An 18,451-nucleotide genomic window follows, 5' to 3' on the forward strand; every position below is an offset into this window, starting at 1 on the left:
CTGAACCCAGACCATTGCCAGTCTAGTGAGCATCTTGTGGTAACTGCCAATAAGGGTGACCCAAATCATGATGAGACGTAAAAAGGGCCGAATATGGCGGACGGGAGCACCTGCCAGGCTCGCAGGACCGGGGACTCGCTCCTGTAGACTGAAATTCTTATGGACAGTAAATCTAGGTGCCGGCCTGGGGGCTGTCAGCGGGGCGTAAGCAGCGCCGCACAGTCCACCCGAAGAGCCGGCAAACCCCGAACACGCGCCCATCACCATTCGCTGGCATTGCCGGCAGGAGCTGCAAAGGATACTGCGTCGGCCTCGGCTGACCACCCTCCGCCGGACCGATATTCCTGGCGCGGGTCCTTTACTGATGACTCCCTGACTACCCAGCCAAGATCCATGGCCACCGCTGTCCAGGCGGGATGCTGAATGGAATGGCTTCTCCTCGCAGCCGGATTGCTGCTGATCGCCGGCACGGGCTTTTTTGTCGCCGTCGAATTTTCACTCATTGCACTGGACCAGGCAACGGTCCAACGGGCCATTGACGACGGCGACGACGGCGCCATTCCTTTGCTCGCCTGCCTCAAGTCGCTCTCCACGCAGCTTTCCAGTTGCCAGTTGGGCATAACGCTCACTACGTTGCTGACCGGTTACGTGATGGAGCCCTCGGTGGGCAAGCTCCTGGAAGCCCCGCTGGCCGCCGTCGGACTTCCGGATGTTGCAGTGGCTTCCATCTCCCTGGTCCTGGCAATGGTGCTTGCCACCCTGCTCTCCATGCTCCTGGGCGAACTGGTGCCAAAGAACATGGCCATCGCCTTGTCCTTTCCGATGGGCCGAGCCCTGGCCAGGCCGCAACTGGTCTTCACTGCCGTGTTCAAACCCGCCATCGTGGTCCTCAACGGCTTCTCCAACAGGGTCCTGAACGTTTTTGGGCTGGAAGCGAAGGAAGAAATTTCCGGTGCGCGGACCCCTGCTGAGCTGGCATCCCTGGTGCGGCGCTCGGCTGCGATGGGAACGCTCGACGCCGGTACGGCCAACTTCGTGGCGCGCACACTGAATTTCTCCACGCGCACTGCCGCCGACGTGATGACTCCCCGCATCCGCGTGGAAACCATCGAGGCGGACCAGCCGGTGTCCGACATCCTGGCGGCGGCGCGCCGCACGGGATATTCACGGTTCCCCGTCATTGGTGAGTCGGCGGACGACATCAAGGGCCTGGTCCACGTCAAGAAGGCAGTGGCAGTGCCGTGGGACCGCCGGCAGAACCTTGAAGCCGGGGCCATCATGACCGAAGTGCTCCGCGTCCCGGAGACCATCCACCTTGATGCCCTGCTGGCTGAACTGCGCGAGGGCAACCTTCAGTTGGCGGTGGTACTGGACGAATACGGCGGAACCGCAGGAATCGCCACCCTCGAGGACCTCGTGGAGGAAATCGTGGGCGAGGTGGCCGATGAGCACGACAAGGTCCGTCCTGGCCTGCTCCAGAGCGCTTCCGGTGACTGGTACTTCCCTGGACTGCTCCGCCCGGATGAACTCTCCGAGCAGATTCCCGGCCTGAGCGTCCCTGACGAGGCAGCGTACGAAACAGTGGGCGGCTATGTGATGAGCAAGCTCGGCCGCATCGCTGTTGTCGGGGACACGGTCGCCGTGGAGGGCGGAACTCTGAGCGTCACCAGGATGGACGGCCGGCGGATCGACCGGATCTGCTTCCGTCCGTCCGCGCCGGAGCCTGAGGCAGCGGACCCTGGCGACAGGACGACCAACGGCAGGCAGAACAACGGCAGGACTAAAAACGACAGGACCGAACGATGAGCGACTGGGCCGGAATACTGTGGCTGGTTGTCCTCCTTTTCGGCAACGCGTTTTTTGTGGCCGCTGAATTCGCCGTGATGTCCGCCCGCCGCAGCCAGATCGAGCCGTTGGCCGAAGCGGGTTCCAAACGCGCGCAGACCACCTTGCGGGCCATGGAGAACGTTTCGCTGATGCTGGCCTGTGCCCAGCTGGGTATCACGGTCTGTTCGCTGCTGATCCTTCTGGTGGCAGAGCCGGCCATCCACCACCTGCTGGCGGTGCCGCTGGAGACACTGGGCCTGCCCATGGAGATCGCCGATGTGGCGGCCTTTGCCGTGGCGCTGATGCTCGTAACGTTTCTGCACGTAACTTTCGGTGAGATGGTGCCCAAGAACATCTCGGTGTCCGTGGCGGATAAGGCAGCGCTGTTCCTTGCCCCGTCGCTGATGTTTATCGCCCGGTTGGTGAACCCGGTCATCTCCGTCCTGAACTGGTCCGCCAACCACATTCTCAAGCTGCTCCGTATTGAGCCCAAGGATGAGGTGAACTCCTCCTTCACGCTGGAGGAAGTGCAGTCGATTGTGCAGGAGTCCACCCGCCACGGGCTGGTGGATGACGATGCGGGCCTGATTACCGGCGCGCTCGAATTTTCCGAGTACAACGCCGCTGACATCATGGTTCCACTTGAAAAACTGGTGATGCTGAAGGCCGCCACCACGCCGGTGGAGTTCGAGAAGGCCGTGAGCCGTACCGGATTCTCCCGGTTCCCGATGCTCGACGACGACGACATGCTCTACGGCTACCTCCACGTGAAGGACGTCCTGTCCATCCCAGAGGTTGCATACGAACGGCCCATTGCCGAAAGCCGGATCAGGTCCCTGGCCAACCTCGCCCTGGACGATGAAATTGAAAAGGCCATGTCGGTGATGCAGCGAACAGGTTCGCACCTGGCACGCGTCATCGGGCCGGACGGAAACACCAAAGGTGTGTTGTTCCTCGAGGACGTGATCGAACAGCTAGTGGGTGAAATCCGTGACGCCACACAGGCCAGGGGCGTGCGGCGCCTGGGCCAGCCCAACGGCGCCTAGCAGGCCTGCAGACGGTGTCGCAGGGGAGCGCTGGGTGAGGGTCCCTGTCACAATGATGCGGTGGCAGGGCTTCCTCAGACCTATACCTAAATAGGAATCATTCCTATTTAGGTATAGGCTTTAGTGGTTCCCCTGCGATCCCACAACCACTGAACCGAGGTTTACGTGCGCCGTTCCGCCGCCCGAACGTCCCTTGCACTCTTTGCCGGGCTTGGCCTGCTGCTCAGCGCATGCAGCCCCCAGCCCGAGGCCTCTGGCGGGACCGCGCCCGACGGAATCAACGTGGTGGCTTCCACCAACGTTTACGGGGACATTGCAAAGGCGGTGGGCGGTGACAAAGTGAACGTGACCGCCATCATCAACAAGACCAGCCAGGACCCGCACTCCTACGAGGCCAGCGCCCAGGACAGGCTGGCCGTCTCCAAGGCGGACCTCGTGGTGGAAAACGGCGGAGGCTACGACGAGTTTCTCCACACCCTGGTGAACGACAGCAGCATTGACGCGCACAACGTGCTGAACGCCGTCGAACTTTCCGGCCTGGCCCATCCGAAAGAGGCCGCAGGCGAAGCCACGGACGAAGCGGCGCCGGCGGCGTCTTCGGGCGGGGATGGCCACGACCACGGCGAGTTCAACGAGCACGTCTGGTACAGCCTGGCCGCCATGGGCCGGCTGGCCGACGACCTTGCTTCACGACTGGGCGGGCTGGAACCGGATTCCGCCGGCACCTTCACGGCCAACGCCGGCACTTTCAAGTCTGAACTGGATCAGCTGGCCGGAAAGCTTGGGGCGCTGAAGACGAGTGCGGCGGGGGACAAGGTAGCGGTCACTGAGCCGGTGCCGCTCTACCTGCTCTCCGATGCGGGGCTGGAGAACGCTACTCCCGAGGACTACACTGCTGCGATTGAGGAAGGCTCCGACGTCCCGCCGGCCGTACTCAAGGCCGCAACAGACCTGGTTGCCTCAAAGTCCGTCCGGTTCCTTGCCTACAACGGCCAGACCGAAGGCCCGCAGACCGAAGCGCTGAAGAAGGCGGCCGAAACGGCAGGTGTCCCGGTGGTCGATTTCAATGAAACGCTGCCAGAGGGCAAGACCTACCTGCAGTGGATGACGGACAATGTGAACAACGTCAGCAAAGTTCTGGAGACCAACAATTGAAACCTGTGGTCAGCCTCGCCGGGGCGTCCCTCGCGTTCGGTCAGCGGACGCTGTGGGAGGACCTGGACCTGGAGATCAGGCCCGGTGAGTTCTTCGCAGTGCTTGGCCCCAACGGCAGCGGGAAAACGAGCTTCCTCAAAGTCCTCTTGGGTCTGCAGAACCTGCACCGGGGCACCTCCATGCTCGGTGGACACCCTGTTGAGCGCGGCAGCAGCCTGATCGGCTACATCCCGCAGCAAAAATCGTTTCCCCGGGACACGCCGATGCGTGCCCGGGACCTGGTGGGCCTGGGGGTGGATGGGCACCGCTGGGGGCTTCGCCTCTCCTCGGCCAAGGCCAACCGCAGGATTGATGAGCTCCTTGAGCTGGTGGGCGCGTCGGACTACGCCAAGGTTCCGGTGGGCCAGCTCTCCGGCGGCGAGCAGCAGCGGCTGCGGGTAGCCCAGGCGCTGGCAACAGACCCAAAAGTCCTGCTATGCGACGAGCCGCTGCTCTCCCTGGACCTGCACCACCAGCAGGCCGTCAGTTCACTGATCAACAAACAATGCCACGAGCAAAACAGCGCGGTGGTTTTTGTCACCCACGAGATCAACCCCATCATCGACTACGTGGACCGGGTGCTCTATCTGGCGGGCGGCCGCTTCAAGGTGGGCACCCCGGAGGAAGTGATGACCACGGAGGTCCTCTCCGACCTGTACGGCAGCCATGTTGAGGTCATCCACGCGAACGGACGCATTGTGGTGGTGGGCCTGCCGGATGCCACCACGCACCATCACGCCGAGGCGCATGCCCTTGCAGGAGAGGTGGCCTGATGGACGCCAACAGTATCATTGGCGCCATCTTCAGCTTCGAGAACTATGGCGAGCTGCTGGTCCTGGTCCAGAACTCCATCTGGGCGGGCGCCGTCCTGGGCCTGCTCGGCGGCCTGGTGGGGACGTTCGTGATGAAGCGTGACCTTGCCTTCGCCGTCCACGGAATTTCGGAACTGTCCTTCGCCGGTGCAGCCTTCGCCCTGTTGATTGGTGCCGATATCGTCTTCGGTTCGCTCATCGGCTCGGTGGCTGCCGCGCTGCTGCTCGCCTTGATGGGAGTCAGGGCAAGGGACAAAAACTCCATCATCGGGGTGATCATGCCTTTCGGGCTGGGCCTCGGGATCCTGTTCCTGTCCTTGTATGAAGGCCGTGCCGCCAACAAGTTCGGTTTGCTGACCGGGCAGATCGTCTCGGTGGATACCGTCCAGCTTCAAGCGCTGGCCGGAACCGCCGTTGTGGTGATGGTGGTCCTCGCGGCCATTTGGCGGCCACTGAACTTTGCCAGCGTGGATCCCGAACTTGCCGAGGCCCGCGGCGTTCCGGTCCGGACCCTGGGCATCATCTTTATGGTCCTGCTGGGCATCAGCGTGGCCCTGTCCATCCAGGTGGTGGGAGCCCTCCTGGTGCTGGCGCTCCTCATTACGCCGGCTGCTGCGGCCCTCCGGGTGACGTCGTCGCCCGTGGCCGTGGTGGTGCTCAGCGTGGCGTTTGCCGTCACGGCCATCGTTGGCGGAATCCTGCTGGCCCTGGGCGGACGCATCCCGATCAGCCCGTACGTCACCACGTTGTCATTCCTGATCTACGTGGTGTGCCGGATCATCGGTTCCGTCCGTGCTTCCCGCGGGATCAACGGACGGGTACTGCAACCTCAGTAACCTACACGGTGCCGGCGGCCTTGCGTACCGTGCACTCCGCGCAGAGGCCGAAGATCTCCACGGTGTGCGCCACCTCCGTATACCCATGTTCGGCTGCGACCCGGGCTGCCCACGTTTCCACGGCCGGCGCTTCCACTTCCACTGCCTTGCCGCAATTCCGGCACAGCAGGTGGTGATGGTGGCCCGTGACGGCGCACCTGCGGTACACAGCCTCGCCGTCGCCGTTGCGCAGCACGTCAACGAGTCCTTCGTCGGCCAGGGACTGGAGTATCCGGTAGGCAGTAGCGAGGGAGACGGAGACACCCTGGTTCTGCAGGATCCTGTAGAGCTCCTGCGTGCTGACAAAATCGTCCAGTTCGTCCAGTGCGGCACTGACCGCCAGCCGCTGTTTCGTGACCCGCTGTTCCTTGACGGCGCCGGCTCCTGCGCCCGCTGTAACCGGGCCAGTTCCCGCGGCAGCTGTACCCGCGCCAGCATTGCGACTGCCGCCGGAAGCCGGCGCTGAAGCGGGCTTGGTGGACTCAGCCTTGGTGCCGAACGGCATGGATGGACTCGCTTCCCTAAGGATGGTGGCAAAGATCCAGATTACCAGCCGGAGCTTCGTGGACACGGTCCGGGCCGGACCCTAGGCTGGCGCTATGAAGCTGACCAAATACACCCATGCCTGCGTCCGCCTCGAGAAGGACAGCCGGATCCTGGTGCTGGACCCCGGAACATTTTCTGAATCGGCGGAGGCGCTGGCCGGTGCCGACGCCGTGCTGGTCACCCACGAACATAACGACCATATAGACGTCCCGGCAGTGGTGAACGCCTTGAAGGAGAACGCCAACCTGGCGGTTTTCGCCCCGGCGGGTGTCGCGGAGAACCTGCGCAATGAAACCCCGGACGCGGCGGCCCGGATCAACACGGTGGAGCCGGGTTCATCGTTTGAAGCGGCAGGCTTCGACGTCCGGAGCTTTGGCGGCCAGCACGCCCTGATCCATCCGCAGATCCCGGTGGTGGCCAATATCGGCTATCTCCTGGACGGGAACGTCTACCACCCTGGTGATTCCTTCGTGATTCCTGACGGCATCGACGTGCAGACGCTGCTGGTGCCCCTGCACGCACCCTGGAGCAAAGCGGCAGAGGTGGTGGACTTCGTGATCGGCGTCCGCGCGCCGCGCGCATTCCAGATTCACGACGGCCTGCTCAATGACAACGGCCTGAAGATAGTGGAAGGCCATGTCCAGCGACTGGGCGCAAAGTACGGAACGGAGTACCGCCACCTGGCGGCGGGGGAGCAGGTAGAAGTCTAAATCGCGTCCCCGGCCCAAACACCCGTATCGAAAAAGCGATTGATCACCGCTTCATACGGAGCCGGATCCAGGCCCTTGGATGCCAGCCAGGCCGGGTTGTAGTAATTGCCGGCGTAGCGCTCTCCGCCGTCGCACATCAACGACACGATGCTGCCTCTGCGGCCCTCGGTGATCATCGCCGCGACGAGTTGCCATACTCCCCAAAGATTCGTTCCCGTGGAGGGGCCGGCGTGGAGTCCGGCGAGCGTGCGGAGGTGGCGCATGGCACCGACGGACGCCGCGTCCGGAACCTGAATCATGTGGTCGATGACGGAGGGCACAAAACTGGGCTCCATGCGGGGCCGGCCGATGCCCTCGATCCTCGAGGGCAGGCCCGTGGCAGGACCGGACGTGCTGCCGCGCCAGCTGGGAAGGAAAGCCGAGTTCTCCGGATCCACCACCAGCAACCGGGTGGGGTGGCTGTGGTAACGGAGATACCGGCCGATGGTGGCGCTGGTGCCGCCGGTTCCCGCGCCCACCACGATCCACTCCGGTACGGGGTGCTCCTCCAATGCCAGCTGGCCGAAGATCGACTCGGCGATGTTGTTGTTCCCGCGCCAGTCCGTGGCGCGCTCGGCGTACGTGAACTGGTCCATGTAGTGCCCGCCGCTCGTGGCGGCCACCTCCTCCGCCGTCGCGTAAACCTCGGAGGCATGGTCCACGAGCAGACAGGAGCCGCCGAACTGCTCAATCAGGTCAATCTTCTCCTGGCTGGTGCTGCGTGCCATGACCGCGATGAACGGCAGCCCCAGGAGCTGGGCAAAGTACGCCTCGGACACCGCGGTACTGCCGCTGGACGCCTCAACGATGGTGGTGTCCTCCCGGATCCAGCCGTTGACCAGGCCGAACAGGAACAGCGACCGCGCCAGCCGGTGCTTGAGGCTGCCGGTGCGGTGCGTCGATTCATCTTTCAGGTAGAGCTGGACGCCCCAGTGCTCGGGCAGCGGCACCAAGTAGAGATGGGTGTCGGCGGAGCGGTTGTTTTCTGCCGTGATTTTCCGGATGGCTTCGTCCGCCCAGGCCCGGCCCGCGCTGCGCTCGATCTTCACCGCACCAGCCTACCTGCGGCTCCGCGGGCTGCCGTTAGAGTGGAAACGTTGTCCGCCTGAGCGAAGGAGCACCGTGAAGCCACTGCTGGATGTCGCAGCCCTGGAGGAACGCCGTGTCCGGGGCCTGCGCACCGTGCTGCTGGATGTGCGCTGGGCGCTGGGCGATCCGCACGGGCACGATCACTACCTGCAGGGGCACCTGCCTGGGGCCGTGTTTGTTGACCTGGCTACCGAGCTCGCGGACCCCGCGGTGCCGGAGCGCGGCCGGCACCCGCTGCCGTCGCCGCTCAGATTCCAGGATGCTGCGCGGCGCTGGGGTATCAACACCGGCGATGTTGTGGTGGCCTACGACGACAGCGGCAACATGGCCGCAGCCCGTGCGTGGTGGATGCTGCGGAACGCCGGCCACACCGAGGTTTACCTGCTCGACGGCGGCCTGGCGGCTTGGCGCGCGGCACGCCTGCCGCTTGAGCAGGGTGAGGTCCTGCCTCCTTCCGGAAATGTGACACTGGCCGACGGGCAGATGCCGGTCCTGGACGCGGCCGCCGTGACCGGGTGGATGGAGAATCAATACGTCCCGGACGGTGCCCGACCGGACCGGCTCCTCCTCGATGCGCGCGCCGCGGAAAGGTATCGTGGCGAGATTGAGCCAGTTGATCCGCGGGCCGGCCACATCCCCGGCGCCGTCAGCGCACCCACTTCACAGAACATTGACGGCAGCGGCCGGTTCCTGCCTCCGGCCGAGCTGCGCCGCCGCTTCGAAGCGCTGGGCATCAGCGACGACGTCGAGGTGGGGGTCTATTGCGGCTCCGGGGTCACCGCAGCGCACCAGGTGGCTGCCCTGGAACTGGCCGGTTTCCGCGCTGCACTGTACCCGGGCTCCTTCTCGGAGTGGTCCAACAACCCCCACTTGCCTGTGGCGACCGGTCCAGCCCCCCGCGGTGAAGGGGCTGTGGAGTGGAAAGACAAGGGCGGGCAAGGGTAGCGTCGCAGTATGACTCCCGGACGTCCTGTGCCGCCGCCCCTTGCCAAACCTGTCGCCCCCGGCGCAATCACCGCCGGATCCAATGATTCCGACGGCGGCGTCCTGGCCGCCGCGTACGGCGCCACGTCCGCGGACAGCGGCCTGGTCCCGCTGACTCTTGCGCGGCGCACACCCACTCCCGACGACGTCGAAATTGCCATTGAATTCTGCGGGCTGTGCCATTCAGACGTCCACGCAGTGCGCGGGGAGTGGGGCGGCCAGGCCTATCCGCTGGTCCCCGGCCACGAGATTGTTGGAACGGTAAGCCGCGTCGGTTCCGGTGTCACCGACTTCGCCCCGGGGGACCGGGTGGGGGTGGGTTGCATCGTGGACTCCTGCCGCGAATGCGAGAGCTGCCTGGACGGCCTGGAACAGTACTGCGAGAACGGAATGACCGGCACCTATGGTGCCATTGACCGCCGGAACGGCGATGCGCTCACCCAGGGCGGCTATTCCTCCACGGTGGTGGTGGACCGCCGCTATGTCCTTCGCGTGCCGGAATCCCTGGACCCGGCCGCCGTCGCCCCGCTGCTGTGCGCCGGCGTCACCACCTTCTCGCCGCTGCGGCACTTCGACGTCGAAGAGGGCGATGTTGTGGGAGTCGTGGGGCTCGGCGGGCTCGGCCACATGGCCGTCAAGCTTGCCAAGGCCATGGGCGCGAAAGTGGTGGTGTTCACCACCTCGGAGTCCAAGGTGCCGGCCGCCCTGGAACTGGGCGCGGACGAAGTTGTCCTGTCCCGGGACGAAGCGGCGATGGAGGCGGCAAACCGCACCATCGACCTGATCATCGACACCGTGGCAGCACCCCACGACCTGAACCCCCTGTTCCGCACCCTCCGGGTGGACGGTGCGCTCTTCCAGCTCGGACTGCCGTCCGAGGCAATGCCGCCGGTCAACCCGCGGGCACTGATCCGGCGCCGCATCGCCTACGCCGGCTCGCTGATCGGCGGGATTGCCGAAACCCAGGAAATGCTGGACTTCTGCGCGGAACACGGCGTGGAGGCGGACATCGAGATGGTCCGCGCGGACCAGCTGAATGAGGCCTTTGACCGGATGGTCGCAGGCGATGTGAAATACCGGTTTGTGCTGGACACCAGCACCCTGCAGGCACCCGCCGAGGAGGCAGACGCATGAGCACGCTATTCACCAGGATCCTGAACGGCGAAATCCCCGGCCGCTTTGTGTGGCGCGAAGACGACGTTTCCGCGTTCCTCACCACGGGTCCGCTGGCGGACGGGCACACGCTGGTGGTCCCCACTGAGGAAGTGGACCGCTGGACCGATGCTTCCCCGGAAACGTTGGCGAAAGTCATGGAAGTGGCCCGCCGCATCGGCGCCGTCCAGGTGGACATCTTTGACGCGGCGCGCGCCGGGCTCATTGTGGCCGGCTACGAGATCAACCATCTCCACGTCCACGTTTGGCCGTCCCGGAGCATGGCCGACTTCAACTTTGCGTCCGCTGACCAGAATCCCGACCCCGAAGTCCTGGATGCCAATGCCGAAAAACTGCGGCAGGGCCTCCGGGACGCCGGGTACAGCGAGTTCGTCCCGGCATAGGCTGTCAGCCGGGACCGATTGCCTGGATAGTTCGCCCCGGCCGTTTAGGCCGGGGCGAGCGCTTTGTTGAGCACGGCACGGATCCGCTTCTCGGACACTGAATAGGCGGTTCCCAGCTCGACGGCGAAAAGGCTCACCCGGAGCTCCTCGATCATCCACCGGACCTGCGCGAGCTCGCCCCCGGCCCGCCGGCCGGGAAGCAGGGCGGACACGGCGTCGTCGTAGTCATCCTCCAGCCGCTGCACCGCTGCCATGTTCAGGGCATCGCGCTGGACATTGCCGGGCAGCCGCTCCAGGCGCTTTTCAATGGCGGCGAGGTAGCGGGGGAGCTGGCTGAGCTGTGCGTAGCCGGTGCGGGCCACGAAGCCGGGGTAGACCAGTTGCTCCAGCTGGCTCTTGATGTCATTGAGCGCGCTGATGAGCGCAAGGCTCGTGGTGCCCTTGAGCTGCTTTTCGATCCGCCTGGTGCTGGCGAGGATGCGCTCCACCACCGCCGTCACGCTGAACACGGTATCGATCAGTTCGGCCCGGACCACTTCATACAGCGCGTCGAAGGACTTCCGGTCCCAGGGGAGCTCGGCCGGCGTGAGCTTGTCGATGGCGGCGAGGGCGCAGTCTGCGATCAGGGCCGAAACGGACCCATGCGGGTTCTGGCTGAACGTCAGCTTCTCGGTGTTGCTCAGGTGCTCCAGGACGTAGCGGTCCGGAGCTGGAACCCGCAAGGCCAGCAGCCTGATCACGCCGCCGCGCATGGCATCCTGCTGCTCGTCAGCGGTTTGGAAAACCCGCAGTGCCACGGACTTGCCTTCGTCCACCAGGGCCGGGTAGCCGGTGACGGTATGGCCCTTGACGATGTTGCTGACCTGGCGCTGGATGGTTCCGAAGCTCCACTCAGTCAGGCCCTCCTGCTCGCGGAATCCGGCAGGGGCTGAGCCTGCCGGCACCTGGGCGGGGGCCTGCGAGCGGGAAGCGCCGCCGTCGTCGGACGTTCCTGCGGCACGCCCCGCCTTTCCGCGCGGAGCGGTAGAAGCAGGCGTGGCACCCAGGGACTCGGCAATGGCCCGGCGGGTGGCTGGCGCCAGCTCCTCCTGCAGCGCCGCCAGGTTCTTGCCCTCACCAAGGACCCTGCCCTTGCTGTCCACAACCTTGAAGGTGACGCGCAAATGTGGCGGCACGGCGTCCCAGTTCCAGGAACCGGGCGGAATGATGTGCCCACGGATCCGGCGGAGCGCCAGCTCAAGGGATGGTTCGAGGTCGTCGGAGGCCGGGTCGAAATCGGACTCCAGCACAGCCACTGCCTGACGCGCCACATCCGGGGCCGGCACGAAGTTCTTGCGGATCTGCTTCGGCAGGGATTTGATCAGGGCCGTCACGAGCTCCACGCGCTGCCCGGGGATCAGCCAGCGGAACGCCTTGTCATCCAGCTGATTGAGGAACAGGACCGGCACTTCGGCCGTGACGCCGTCGGACGGATCCGGCGGTGACCCCGGAGCGACCGGATGGAACTCGTAGGTCAGCGGGAGCTCAAAGCCCTTGTGCAGCCAGGTCTTCGGGTACGCGGAAACGTCCAGGTTGTCCGCGTCATCGCTCAGGAGCAGGGACTTGTCGTAGTCGAGGAGGTCCGGGTTCTCCTGTCGGGCCTCCTTCCACCACTTGTCAAAGTGCCGCTCGGACACCACATCCGGGCCGATCCGGGCGTCGTAGAACTCAAAGAGTGTCTCGTCGTCCACCAGGAGGTCCCGGCGGCGCATCCTGGCTTCCAGCTCCTCAACTTCCTGCAGGAGGGCGCGGTTGCGGTGGAAGAACTTGTGGTGGGTTTTCCAGTCACCCTCCACCAGGGCATGCCGGATGAAAAGCTCCCTGGCGACGACGGGGTCAACCCTGCCGTAATTGATCCTGCGCTGGGCGATGATGGGCACACCGTAGAGGGTGACCTTCTCGTAGGCCATCACTGCGCCCTGGCGCGTGGACCAATGCGGTTCGCTGTAGCTGCGCTTCACGAGGTCCGGGGCCACCTGCTCCGCCCAGACCGGATCAAATTTTGCCGCCACCCTGGCCCAGAGCCGGCTGGTTTCCACCAGCTCCGCAGCCATCACGAACGTGGGTGACTTCTTGAACAATGCCGAGCCAGGGAAAATGGCAAACCGGGTGCCGCGGGCGCCGGCGTATTCGCGCTTGCGTTCGTCCAGGATGCCGATGTGGCTGAGCAGGCCGGACAGCAGGCTGATGTGGACGCCATCGTGGTTGCCCACGGGGTCCGCGAGGCGCTTGTTGTCCAGGCTGATGCCCAGCGGCCGGGCAAGCTGGCGCAGCTGGGCAAACAGGTCCTGCCACTCGCGCACCCGCAGGTAGTTGATGAACTCTGCCCGGCACAGCCTTCTGAAAGCGGAGGAGGAAAGTTCCTGCTGCTTTTCCTGCAGGTAGTTCCAGAGGTTCAGGAAGCCGGTGAAGTCCGAGTTCTCGTCCTTAAACCGGTTGTGCTTTTCGGCCGCGAGCTGCTGCTTGTCCGTGGGGCGCTCGCGCGGGTCCTGGATGGTGAGCGCCGCCGCCAGGATCATCACTTCCCGGACGCAGCGGCGTTTGCCCGCTTCCACGATCATGCGGCCCAGCCGGGGATCCACCGGCAGCTGGGCAAGCTTTTGTCCGACGGCGGTGAGGCCGCCGCCGCTCTTGGGGCCGCCTTTTCCGTTTTGCGGCGTGGCCGATGCCAGGGCGCCGAGTTCGCGCAGGAGCGTGACGCCGTCGTTAATTGCCCGTGTTTCCGGCGGCTCCACGAACGGGAAGTCCTCCACATCCTTGGGCCCGCGCGCCACTCCCATGGCGGTCATCTGAAGAATAACGGCGGCAAGGTTGGTGCGCAGGATTTCCGGATCGGTAAAGAGGGGCCGGGACTCGAAGTCCTCTTCGGAGTACAGGCGGATGGCGATGCCGTCCGAGACGCGGCCGCAACGCCCGGACCGCTGGTTCGCCGACGCCTGGGAAACACGCTCGATGGGCAGGCGCTGCACTTTGGTGCGGTGGGAGTAGCGGGAAATGCGGGCCGTGCCCGTGTCGATGACGTACTTGATGCCCGGCACAGTCAGCGATGTTTCCGCCACGTTGGTGGCGAGAACGATGCGCCGCTTGCTGCCGGGATGGAACACCTTGTGCTGTTCCTGCAGGCTGAGGCGGGCGAACAGGGGGAGCACTTCGGTCCCGGCAAGCCTCCGGTTGGACTGGATGCGTGCGTTGAGGGCCTCGGCGGCATCGCGGATTTCGCGCTCCCCGGAAAAGAACACCAGGATGTCCCCGGGTGCTTCCAGGGCAAGTTCGTCGACGGCGTCACAGACGGCGTCGAGCGGGTCGCGGTCTTCCTCGAGTTCGTCGTCAGAGGCGTCCTCTTCGTCAGTTCCGGCCGGTGGTTGCGACAGCGGGCGGTAGCGGATTTCCACGGGATACGTCCGGCCGGAAACTTCAATGATGGGAGCGGGTTTTTCGGGCGTGCCGAAGTGGTTGGCGAACCGCTGGGGATCGATGGTGGCGGAGGTGATGATCACCTTCAGGTCCGGCCGCTGCGGCAGGATGCGCTTGAGGTACCCGAGGATGAAGTCAATGTTGAGGCTGCGCTCGTGGGCCTCGTCGATGATGATGGCGTTGTACCTGCGCAGCAGCTTGTCGCGCTGGATTTCAGCCAGCAGGATGCCGTCGGTCATCAGTTTCACCTTGGTGGCGCGGCTGACTTCGCCGGTGAAGCGGACCTGGAAGCCCACCTCCTGGCCAATGTCCACGCCCAGTTCCTCTGCGATGCGCTCGGCAACCGTGCGGGCTGCCAGCCGGCGCGGCTGGGTGTGGCCGATCAGGCCGTTCTCGCCCAGGCCGAGTTCAAGGCACATTTTGGGGATCTGGGTGGTCTTACCGGAGCCGGTCTCGCCGGCGATGATGGTGACCTGGTTCGCTGCGATGGCTGCCATCAGGTCTTCGCGGCGCTCGGAGACCGGCAGCTCGGCAGGATAGGAAATGTGAAGTGTCATGGCTGCTGCAAGTCTACTGCGGGAGCCCGGGCTTCCCGTTTCGACCCATGTGCAACTGTTCGGCCGCGAGGGCTTGGTGGTGCGGTGAGTGGTTCTATGAGTGGTTTTAGAAAATGCGGAGGGTGTAGTTGGAGCTGGGCAGGTCCAGGGCGGACCAGGCTTCGTGGGATTCCACGGGAGGCGTATGTCCCCGGCCGTCGCGCAGGAGCGCTGAAACGGTGGCGGCGAGGACAACGAGCAGGAGGACGATGAGGAGGGTTATGAGGATTTCCATGCCTCCATGCTTCTCCTGTCGGGGACCAAGAAAAAGTGGCAGAAATGCCCAAAAAGCTATAATTCCTGCCACTATGGAAGCATGCTCAAATCAGTAGCAGTCATCGTGGTTCCCAACTTCTCCATGTTTGAATTTGGCACTGCCTGTGAGGTCTTCGGAATTGACAGGTCAGGCCGGGGGAGCGCCGTCCCCGCCTTTGACTTCCGCGTGTGTACGCCCAATCCCGGCAGCGTGCGGCTCAAGAACGGCCTGTCCATGAATGTGGAGCTTGGCCTCGAAGCCACCGCCGATGCTGACCTGGTCATCATGACGCCCTATGGCAGGGAGGATGAGCTCCCTGAATCGGTCCTGGAAGCCCTGCGCGCCGCCGATGCCAGGGGAGCGTGGGTGATGTCCATCTGCTCCGGAGCTTTTGCCCTTGCCCGCGCCGGGCTCCTGGACGGCAGGCGCTGCACCACGCACTGGCACTATTCGGGCCAGCTGGCCGCCCAGTACCCGCAGGTGCAGGTGGACGAAAACGTCCTCTATGTCCAGGACGGCAACATCATCTCCTCCGCCGGCACTGCCGCCGGGATTGATGCCTGCCTGCACCTGGTACGCGTGGAACTCGGTGCGAACGTTGCCGCCGCCATTGCCCGTGACATGGTGGTCCCCCCGCACCGCGACGGCGGCCAGGCGCAGTTCATTGACCGGCCCATGCCCACCTGTGGCTCGGCCCCGATGGAGCAGCTCCTCCGCTGGATGGTGGAGCACCTGGACCGTGAGCACACTGTAAATGAGCTGGCGGCCCGGGTGCACATGTCCGCCCGGACGTTTGCCAGGAAGTTCAGGTCCGAAACCGGCGCAACCCCGGCGGCCTGGCTTAATTCCCAACGGGTGCTTCGGGCCCAGGAGCTGCTCGAATCGAGCGACCTGAACATCGAGGAAATCGCACGGGAGGCCGGCTTCGGCCATCCGGTGCTGCTGCGCCACCACTTCGCCAAAGTCCTGGACACCAGCCCGCAGTCCTACCGCAGGGCTTTCCGTGGCCAGCTGGAGGAAGCGGTTTAGCCGTTCCGCTCCTCAGCGGCAGCCCTCACTGGTCTCCTGCCCGCGATTCCTCAGCGGCAGCCCTGGTGCTGTCCACCAGCACGCGCCATGGGCCGGTGACCGCCTGCTCAGGAAGGGCGGCCCGACGCTGGCCCGCGCGGATGGAGTAGATGAACCGGTCCGGCTGGGCTCCGGAGAATTCTGCTGCGGCTGCCCTCGGTGTCCGCGGGACGGCGTCCCACGGACATGCTTCCACAATGGGCTGCCACTGGTTCCTTGCCGTCTCCGACTCAGCGTTGACAGTCCAAACCCGGGTCATCGCCGCGATGCCGCCGGTGCGTTCCACACTGATCTTCATGGCCTGGTTCCTGGGTGGTGCCTCGGGCCTGGTGGCCCGAAGAACGGCACAGCCAGGCAACCCGTTAAAGCTTGACCTTCACAGTTTCCCACGCGTTCCGTACGGCGTCATGCTCTTTTGATCCGGAACCGAAAAGCTCGGTGGCAGCAGCCGCAGTGGCGCGGGCGAAGACGGTGAAGGTGGCGCCGGAGGGCAGAGAACCTCCGGTGAGCGTCTCGTACCAGATGCGCCCTGGGGTGTCCCACGCGTTGCCGCCCAGCTGTTCGGCCAGCACGCAAAACGCGCGGTTGGGGATGCCGGAATTGATGTGAACGCCGCCGTTGTCGGCGCTTGTCTTTACGTATGAGTCCATGGAGTCCGGCTGTGGATCCTTGCCCAGCACGTCGTCGTCGTACGCAGTTCCCGGGGCCTTCATAGAGCGCAACGCCTGTCCCTGAACCTGGGAGGTGAAGAGGCCCTCACCAATCAACCAGCTGGCTTCGGCGGTGGACTGGTTCTTCACATACTGCTCCACGAGGGCGCCGAACACGTCCGACATCGATTCGTTGAGTGCACCGGCCTGGTTCCGGTACAACAGTCCGGCTGAATACTGGGTGACCCCGTGCGCAAGCTCGTGACCGATGACAGTGAGGGACTTGGTGAAGCGCTCAAAAACTTCGCCGTCGCCGTCACCGAAGACCATCTGCGTGCCGTCCCAAAAAGCGTTGTCGTACAGCTTGCCGAAGTGAACGGTGGCGTTCAACGGCAATCCCCGGCCATCGATCGAGTTCCTGCCGAAGACGTCCGCATACAGCCGGTGCGTATGGCCCAGCCCGTCATAGGCCTCGTCCGCTGCCGGATCTCCGGTAGCGGGCTCGCCTTCCTTGCGGACAAGTTTGCCTGGAAGGACTTCTGAACCCGCGGCGTCGAAAACGGTGCGGTTCGATGGTCCCGGTTTTGCCTGGCGCACTCCTGCGGGGGCCTCGGGAGCAGTCTGGGTACGTGCTGCCTGGACCGAGCGGACATGTCCCAGTGCTTCCCTGGCTGCCCTCGCTGCCGCAGAAAACTCCGGCGCGTCCTGCCTGGCAAGACGACGCAACAGGTAGGGCGGAATGATGGAGCAGTACATGTGAGACCCCTTTGCTTCTGTTGGTGTGAACAGCCTACGAGGGGGCACCGACAAAGCGGCGGAGCGCGCAGGGGCATGCCGTTGATGTATTTGCAGGCTGCGTTGAAGTCTGCCGCCTGCAAGTGTTTGCTGGCCGGTTTCATCGGGCGCACAGAGGCGTCTGGTTTTGTCAGACCCCCTCGCGATGATGTTGGTATGGAAATGGACCCGCCGGTGGTGGAGGCGGAAGAGGTCACTGGTGTCGTCGCTGCGCGTTCGGAGGCGCCTGGTTTTGTCAGACCCCCGCAGGATGATGGGGGTATGGAAACGAACCCGGCGGTGGTGCAGGCGGAGGCGGTGGTTGATGCTTCGGTCGCTGCATTTATGGCTGTGCTGACTGGCCAGGACAGTGCGGGGGCCGGTCAGGACGCGTCCGGTTCTGTTTCCTGTGGCGCCGACGGCCCGGATGATCCGTTGCAGCGGTTGGTGGATGGGGCGTTGGATGTTTTGGCGGCGGTGGGGCGGTCGGAGGCGAAGATCGCGGCGGTGAAGGCACTGGCCGTGGCGGTGGTGGCTGAGGGGACGAAGGCGTTGAATGGTCCGGCGTCGTCTCCTTATGAGGCGTCGGCGCAGGACCGGAGCCTGGTGGCTGAGGTCGGGTGTGCGCTGGCGATCGGCGACCGGGGCGCCGGTGCGCTGCTGGCAGAGTCCCACGCGTTGACCACGTCGTTGCCCAGGGCGTTGGCGGCGTTGCAGGCCGGGACGATGTCCTGGGCCCATGCCCGGACCATGGTGGAGCAGACCTCCTGCCTGGACCCTGCGGCGGCGGCGGCGTTGGAGGCTCATTTCCTGGACCCGGATGCGCCGGGCGCGGCCCGCGGGTGCCCGGTCGGGGAAATGCCGGCGTACCGGTTCAAGGCCCGGGCCCGTGATTGGCGGGAACGCCACCACCCTGAAAGCCTGGAAAAACGCCACGCCAAGTCCCTGGCGGACCGGCGGGTGGAGTACTGGCCGG

16 protein-coding genes and 1 pseudogene are annotated in these 18,451 nt (G+C 64.8%); 11 read left to right on the top strand and 6 right to left on the bottom strand.

Annotated features, from left to right (window positions below; translation table 11 throughout):
• Positions 1 to 423: 423 nt before the first annotated feature.
• From QRN11_RS15040 to QRN11_RS15060, 5 genes are all read left to right on the top strand, one after another.
• Positions 424 to 1,806: a hemolysin family protein gene (locus QRN11_RS15040; protein ID WP_285313393.1), complete on the top strand. Its 1,383-nt coding sequence runs from the start codon at positions 424 to 426 to the stop codon at positions 1,804 to 1,806.
• Entirely contained in the window at positions 1,803 to 2,873 is a 1,071-nt protein-coding gene (locus QRN11_RS15045; RefSeq protein WP_142058974.1) for a hemolysin family protein, read from the top strand. Before QRN11_RS15040 ends, QRN11_RS15045 begins: the two co-directional genes overlap by 4 nt.
• A 165-nt stretch (positions 2,874 to 3,038) precedes the next feature.
• On the top strand, positions 3,039 to 4,028 hold the full coding sequence (locus tag QRN11_RS15050; protein WP_285313394.1) for a metal ABC transporter solute-binding protein, Zn/Mn family: 990 nt from the start codon (positions 3,039 to 3,041) through the stop codon (positions 4,026 to 4,028).
• Positions 4,025 to 4,840: a metal ABC transporter ATP-binding protein gene (locus QRN11_RS15055; protein WP_285313395.1), complete on the top strand. Its 816-nt coding sequence runs from the start codon at positions 4,025 to 4,027 to the stop codon at positions 4,838 to 4,840. The genes QRN11_RS15050 and QRN11_RS15055 overlap by 4 nt, the downstream gene beginning before the upstream one ends.
• The gene (locus QRN11_RS15060; protein ID WP_285313396.1) at positions 4,840 to 5,715 is read left to right on the top strand and encodes a metal ABC transporter permease; all 876 of its coding nucleotides are present in this window, start codon (positions 4,840 to 4,842) and stop codon (positions 5,713 to 5,715) included. The genes QRN11_RS15055 and QRN11_RS15060 overlap by 1 nt, the downstream gene beginning before the upstream one ends.
• Before the next feature lies 1 nt (position 5,716).
• On the opposite strand, the gene QRN11_RS15065 is transcribed toward QRN11_RS15060, so the two are convergent.
• Positions 5,717 to 6,259: a Fur family transcriptional regulator gene (locus QRN11_RS15065; RefSeq protein WP_285313413.1), complete on the bottom strand. Its 543-nt coding sequence runs from the start codon at positions 6,257 to 6,259 to the stop codon at positions 5,717 to 5,719.
• A 94-nt stretch (positions 6,260 to 6,353) separates the two neighbouring features.
• Between QRN11_RS15065 and QRN11_RS15070 the strand changes: the two genes are divergently transcribed.
• Complete coding sequence (locus tag QRN11_RS15070; RefSeq protein WP_091415659.1) at positions 6,354 to 7,010, top strand: MBL fold metallo-hydrolase; 657 nt, start codon at positions 6,354 to 6,356, stop codon at positions 7,008 to 7,010.
• Here QRN11_RS15070 and QRN11_RS15075 read toward each other — a convergent pair.
• Positions 7,007 to 8,098 carry a PLP-dependent cysteine synthase family protein gene (locus QRN11_RS15075; protein WP_285313397.1) on the bottom strand — a complete coding sequence of 364 codons (1,092 nt, stop codon included), beginning with the start codon at positions 8,096 to 8,098 and terminating at the stop codon, positions 7,007 to 7,009. The genes QRN11_RS15070 and QRN11_RS15075 overlap by 4 nt on opposite strands.
• Before the next feature lie 73 nt (positions 8,099 to 8,171).
• Between QRN11_RS15075 and QRN11_RS15080 the strand changes: the two genes are divergently transcribed.
• Genes QRN11_RS15080 through QRN11_RS15090 form a run of 3 tightly spaced genes read left to right on the top strand, consistent with a single transcriptional unit; the run spans position 8,172 to position 10,678 of the window.
• A complete protein-coding gene (locus QRN11_RS15080) occupies positions 8,172 to 9,083 on the top strand; it encodes a sulfurtransferase (RefSeq protein WP_285313398.1) in 912 nt (303 codons plus the stop codon).
• Between the two features lie 9 nt (positions 9,084 to 9,092).
• The gene (locus QRN11_RS15085) at positions 9,093 to 10,256 is read left to right on the top strand and encodes an NAD(P)-dependent alcohol dehydrogenase (protein WP_285313399.1); all 1,164 of its coding nucleotides are present in this window, start codon (positions 9,093 to 9,095) and stop codon (positions 10,254 to 10,256) included.
• The gene (locus QRN11_RS15090; protein ID WP_285313400.1) at positions 10,253 to 10,678 is read left to right on the top strand and encodes an HIT family protein; all 426 of its coding nucleotides are present in this window, start codon (positions 10,253 to 10,255) and stop codon (positions 10,676 to 10,678) included. Before QRN11_RS15085 ends, QRN11_RS15090 begins: the two co-directional genes overlap by 4 nt.
• Positions 10,679 to 10,722: 44 nt before the next feature.
• On the opposite strand, the gene hrpA is transcribed toward QRN11_RS15090, so the two are convergent.
• Together hrpA and QRN11_RS15100 are read right to left on the bottom strand one after the other, a co-directional pair.
• On the bottom strand, positions 10,723 to 14,688 hold the full coding sequence (gene hrpA, locus QRN11_RS15095) for an ATP-dependent RNA helicase HrpA (protein ID WP_285313401.1): 3,966 nt from the start codon (positions 14,686 to 14,688) through the stop codon (positions 10,723 to 10,725).
• A gap of 106 nt (positions 14,689 to 14,794) precedes the next feature.
• A complete protein-coding gene (locus tag QRN11_RS15100; RefSeq protein WP_170850656.1) occupies positions 14,795 to 14,962 on the bottom strand; it encodes a hypothetical protein in 168 nt (55 codons plus the stop codon).
• Positions 14,963 to 15,043: 81 nt separating this feature from the next.
• Here QRN11_RS15100 and QRN11_RS15105 point away from each other — a divergent pair, with 81 nt between their 5' ends.
• Positions 15,044 to 16,012 carry a GlxA family transcriptional regulator gene (locus QRN11_RS15105; protein ID WP_285313402.1) on the top strand — a complete coding sequence of 323 codons (969 nt, stop codon included), beginning with the start codon at positions 15,044 to 15,046 and terminating at the stop codon, positions 16,010 to 16,012.
• A gap of 25 nt (positions 16,013 to 16,037) precedes the next feature.
• Here QRN11_RS15105 and QRN11_RS15110 read toward each other — a convergent pair whose 3' ends face one another.
• Complete coding sequence (locus QRN11_RS15110; protein WP_285313403.1) at positions 16,038 to 16,349, bottom strand: protealysin inhibitor emfourin; 312 nt, start codon at positions 16,347 to 16,349, stop codon at positions 16,038 to 16,040.
• A gap of 64 nt (positions 16,350 to 16,413) precedes the next feature.
• Complete coding sequence (locus QRN11_RS15115; protein ID WP_285313404.1) at positions 16,414 to 17,457, bottom strand: M4 family metallopeptidase; 1,044 nt, start codon at positions 17,455 to 17,457, stop codon at positions 16,414 to 16,416.
• Between the two features lie 300 nt (positions 17,458 to 17,757).
• Between QRN11_RS15115 and QRN11_RS15120 the strand changes: the two are divergent.
• Positions 17,758 to 18,451 (top strand): annotated as a pseudogene (locus QRN11_RS15120) (HNH endonuclease signature motif containing protein); the annotation flags it as partial.

It is taken from the genome of Pseudarthrobacter sp. fls2-241-R2A-168, from assembly GCF_030209335.1.
In the GTDB taxonomy this organism is placed as follows: Bacteria; Actinomycetota; Actinomycetes; order Actinomycetales; family Micrococcaceae; genus Arthrobacter.

Coding starts and splice junctions, on each gene's coding strand:
- QRN11_RS15040 (WP_285313393.1), top strand. CDS start 424: ATGGAATGGCTTCTCCTCGCAGCCGGATTGCTGCTGATCGCCGGCACG.
- QRN11_RS15045 (WP_142058974.1), top strand. CDS start 1,803: ATGAGCGACTGGGCCGGAATACTGTGGCTGGTTGTCCTCCTTTTCGGC.
- QRN11_RS15060 (WP_285313396.1), top strand. CDS start 4,840: ATGGACGCCAACAGTATCATTGGCGCCATCTTCAGCTTCGAGAACTAT.
- QRN11_RS15065 (WP_285313413.1), bottom strand. CDS start 6,259: ATGCCGTTCGGCACCAAGGCTGAGTCCACCAAGCCCGCTTCAGCGCCG.
- QRN11_RS15070 (WP_091415659.1), top strand. CDS start 6,354: ATGAAGCTGACCAAATACACCCATGCCTGCGTCCGCCTCGAGAAGGAC.
- QRN11_RS15085 (WP_285313399.1), top strand. CDS start 9,093: ATGACTCCCGGACGTCCTGTGCCGCCGCCCCTTGCCAAACCTGTCGCC.
- QRN11_RS15090 (WP_285313400.1), top strand. CDS start 10,253: ATGAGCACGCTATTCACCAGGATCCTGAACGGCGAAATCCCCGGCCGC.
- hrpA (WP_285313401.1), bottom strand. CDS start 14,688: ATGACACTTCACATTTCCTATCCTGCCGAGCTGCCGGTCTCCGAGCGC.
- QRN11_RS15100 (WP_170850656.1), bottom strand. CDS start 14,962: ATGGAAATCCTCATAACCCTCCTCATCGTCCTCCTGCTCGTTGTCCTC.
- QRN11_RS15105 (WP_285313402.1), top strand. CDS start 15,044: ATGCTCAAATCAGTAGCAGTCATCGTGGTTCCCAACTTCTCCATGTTT.
- QRN11_RS15110 (WP_285313403.1), bottom strand. CDS start 16,349: ATGAAGATCAGTGTGGAACGCACCGGCGGCATCGCGGCGATGACCCGG.
- QRN11_RS15115 (WP_285313404.1), bottom strand. CDS start 17,457: ATGTACTGCTCCATCATTCCGCCCTACCTGTTGCGTCGTCTTGCCAGG.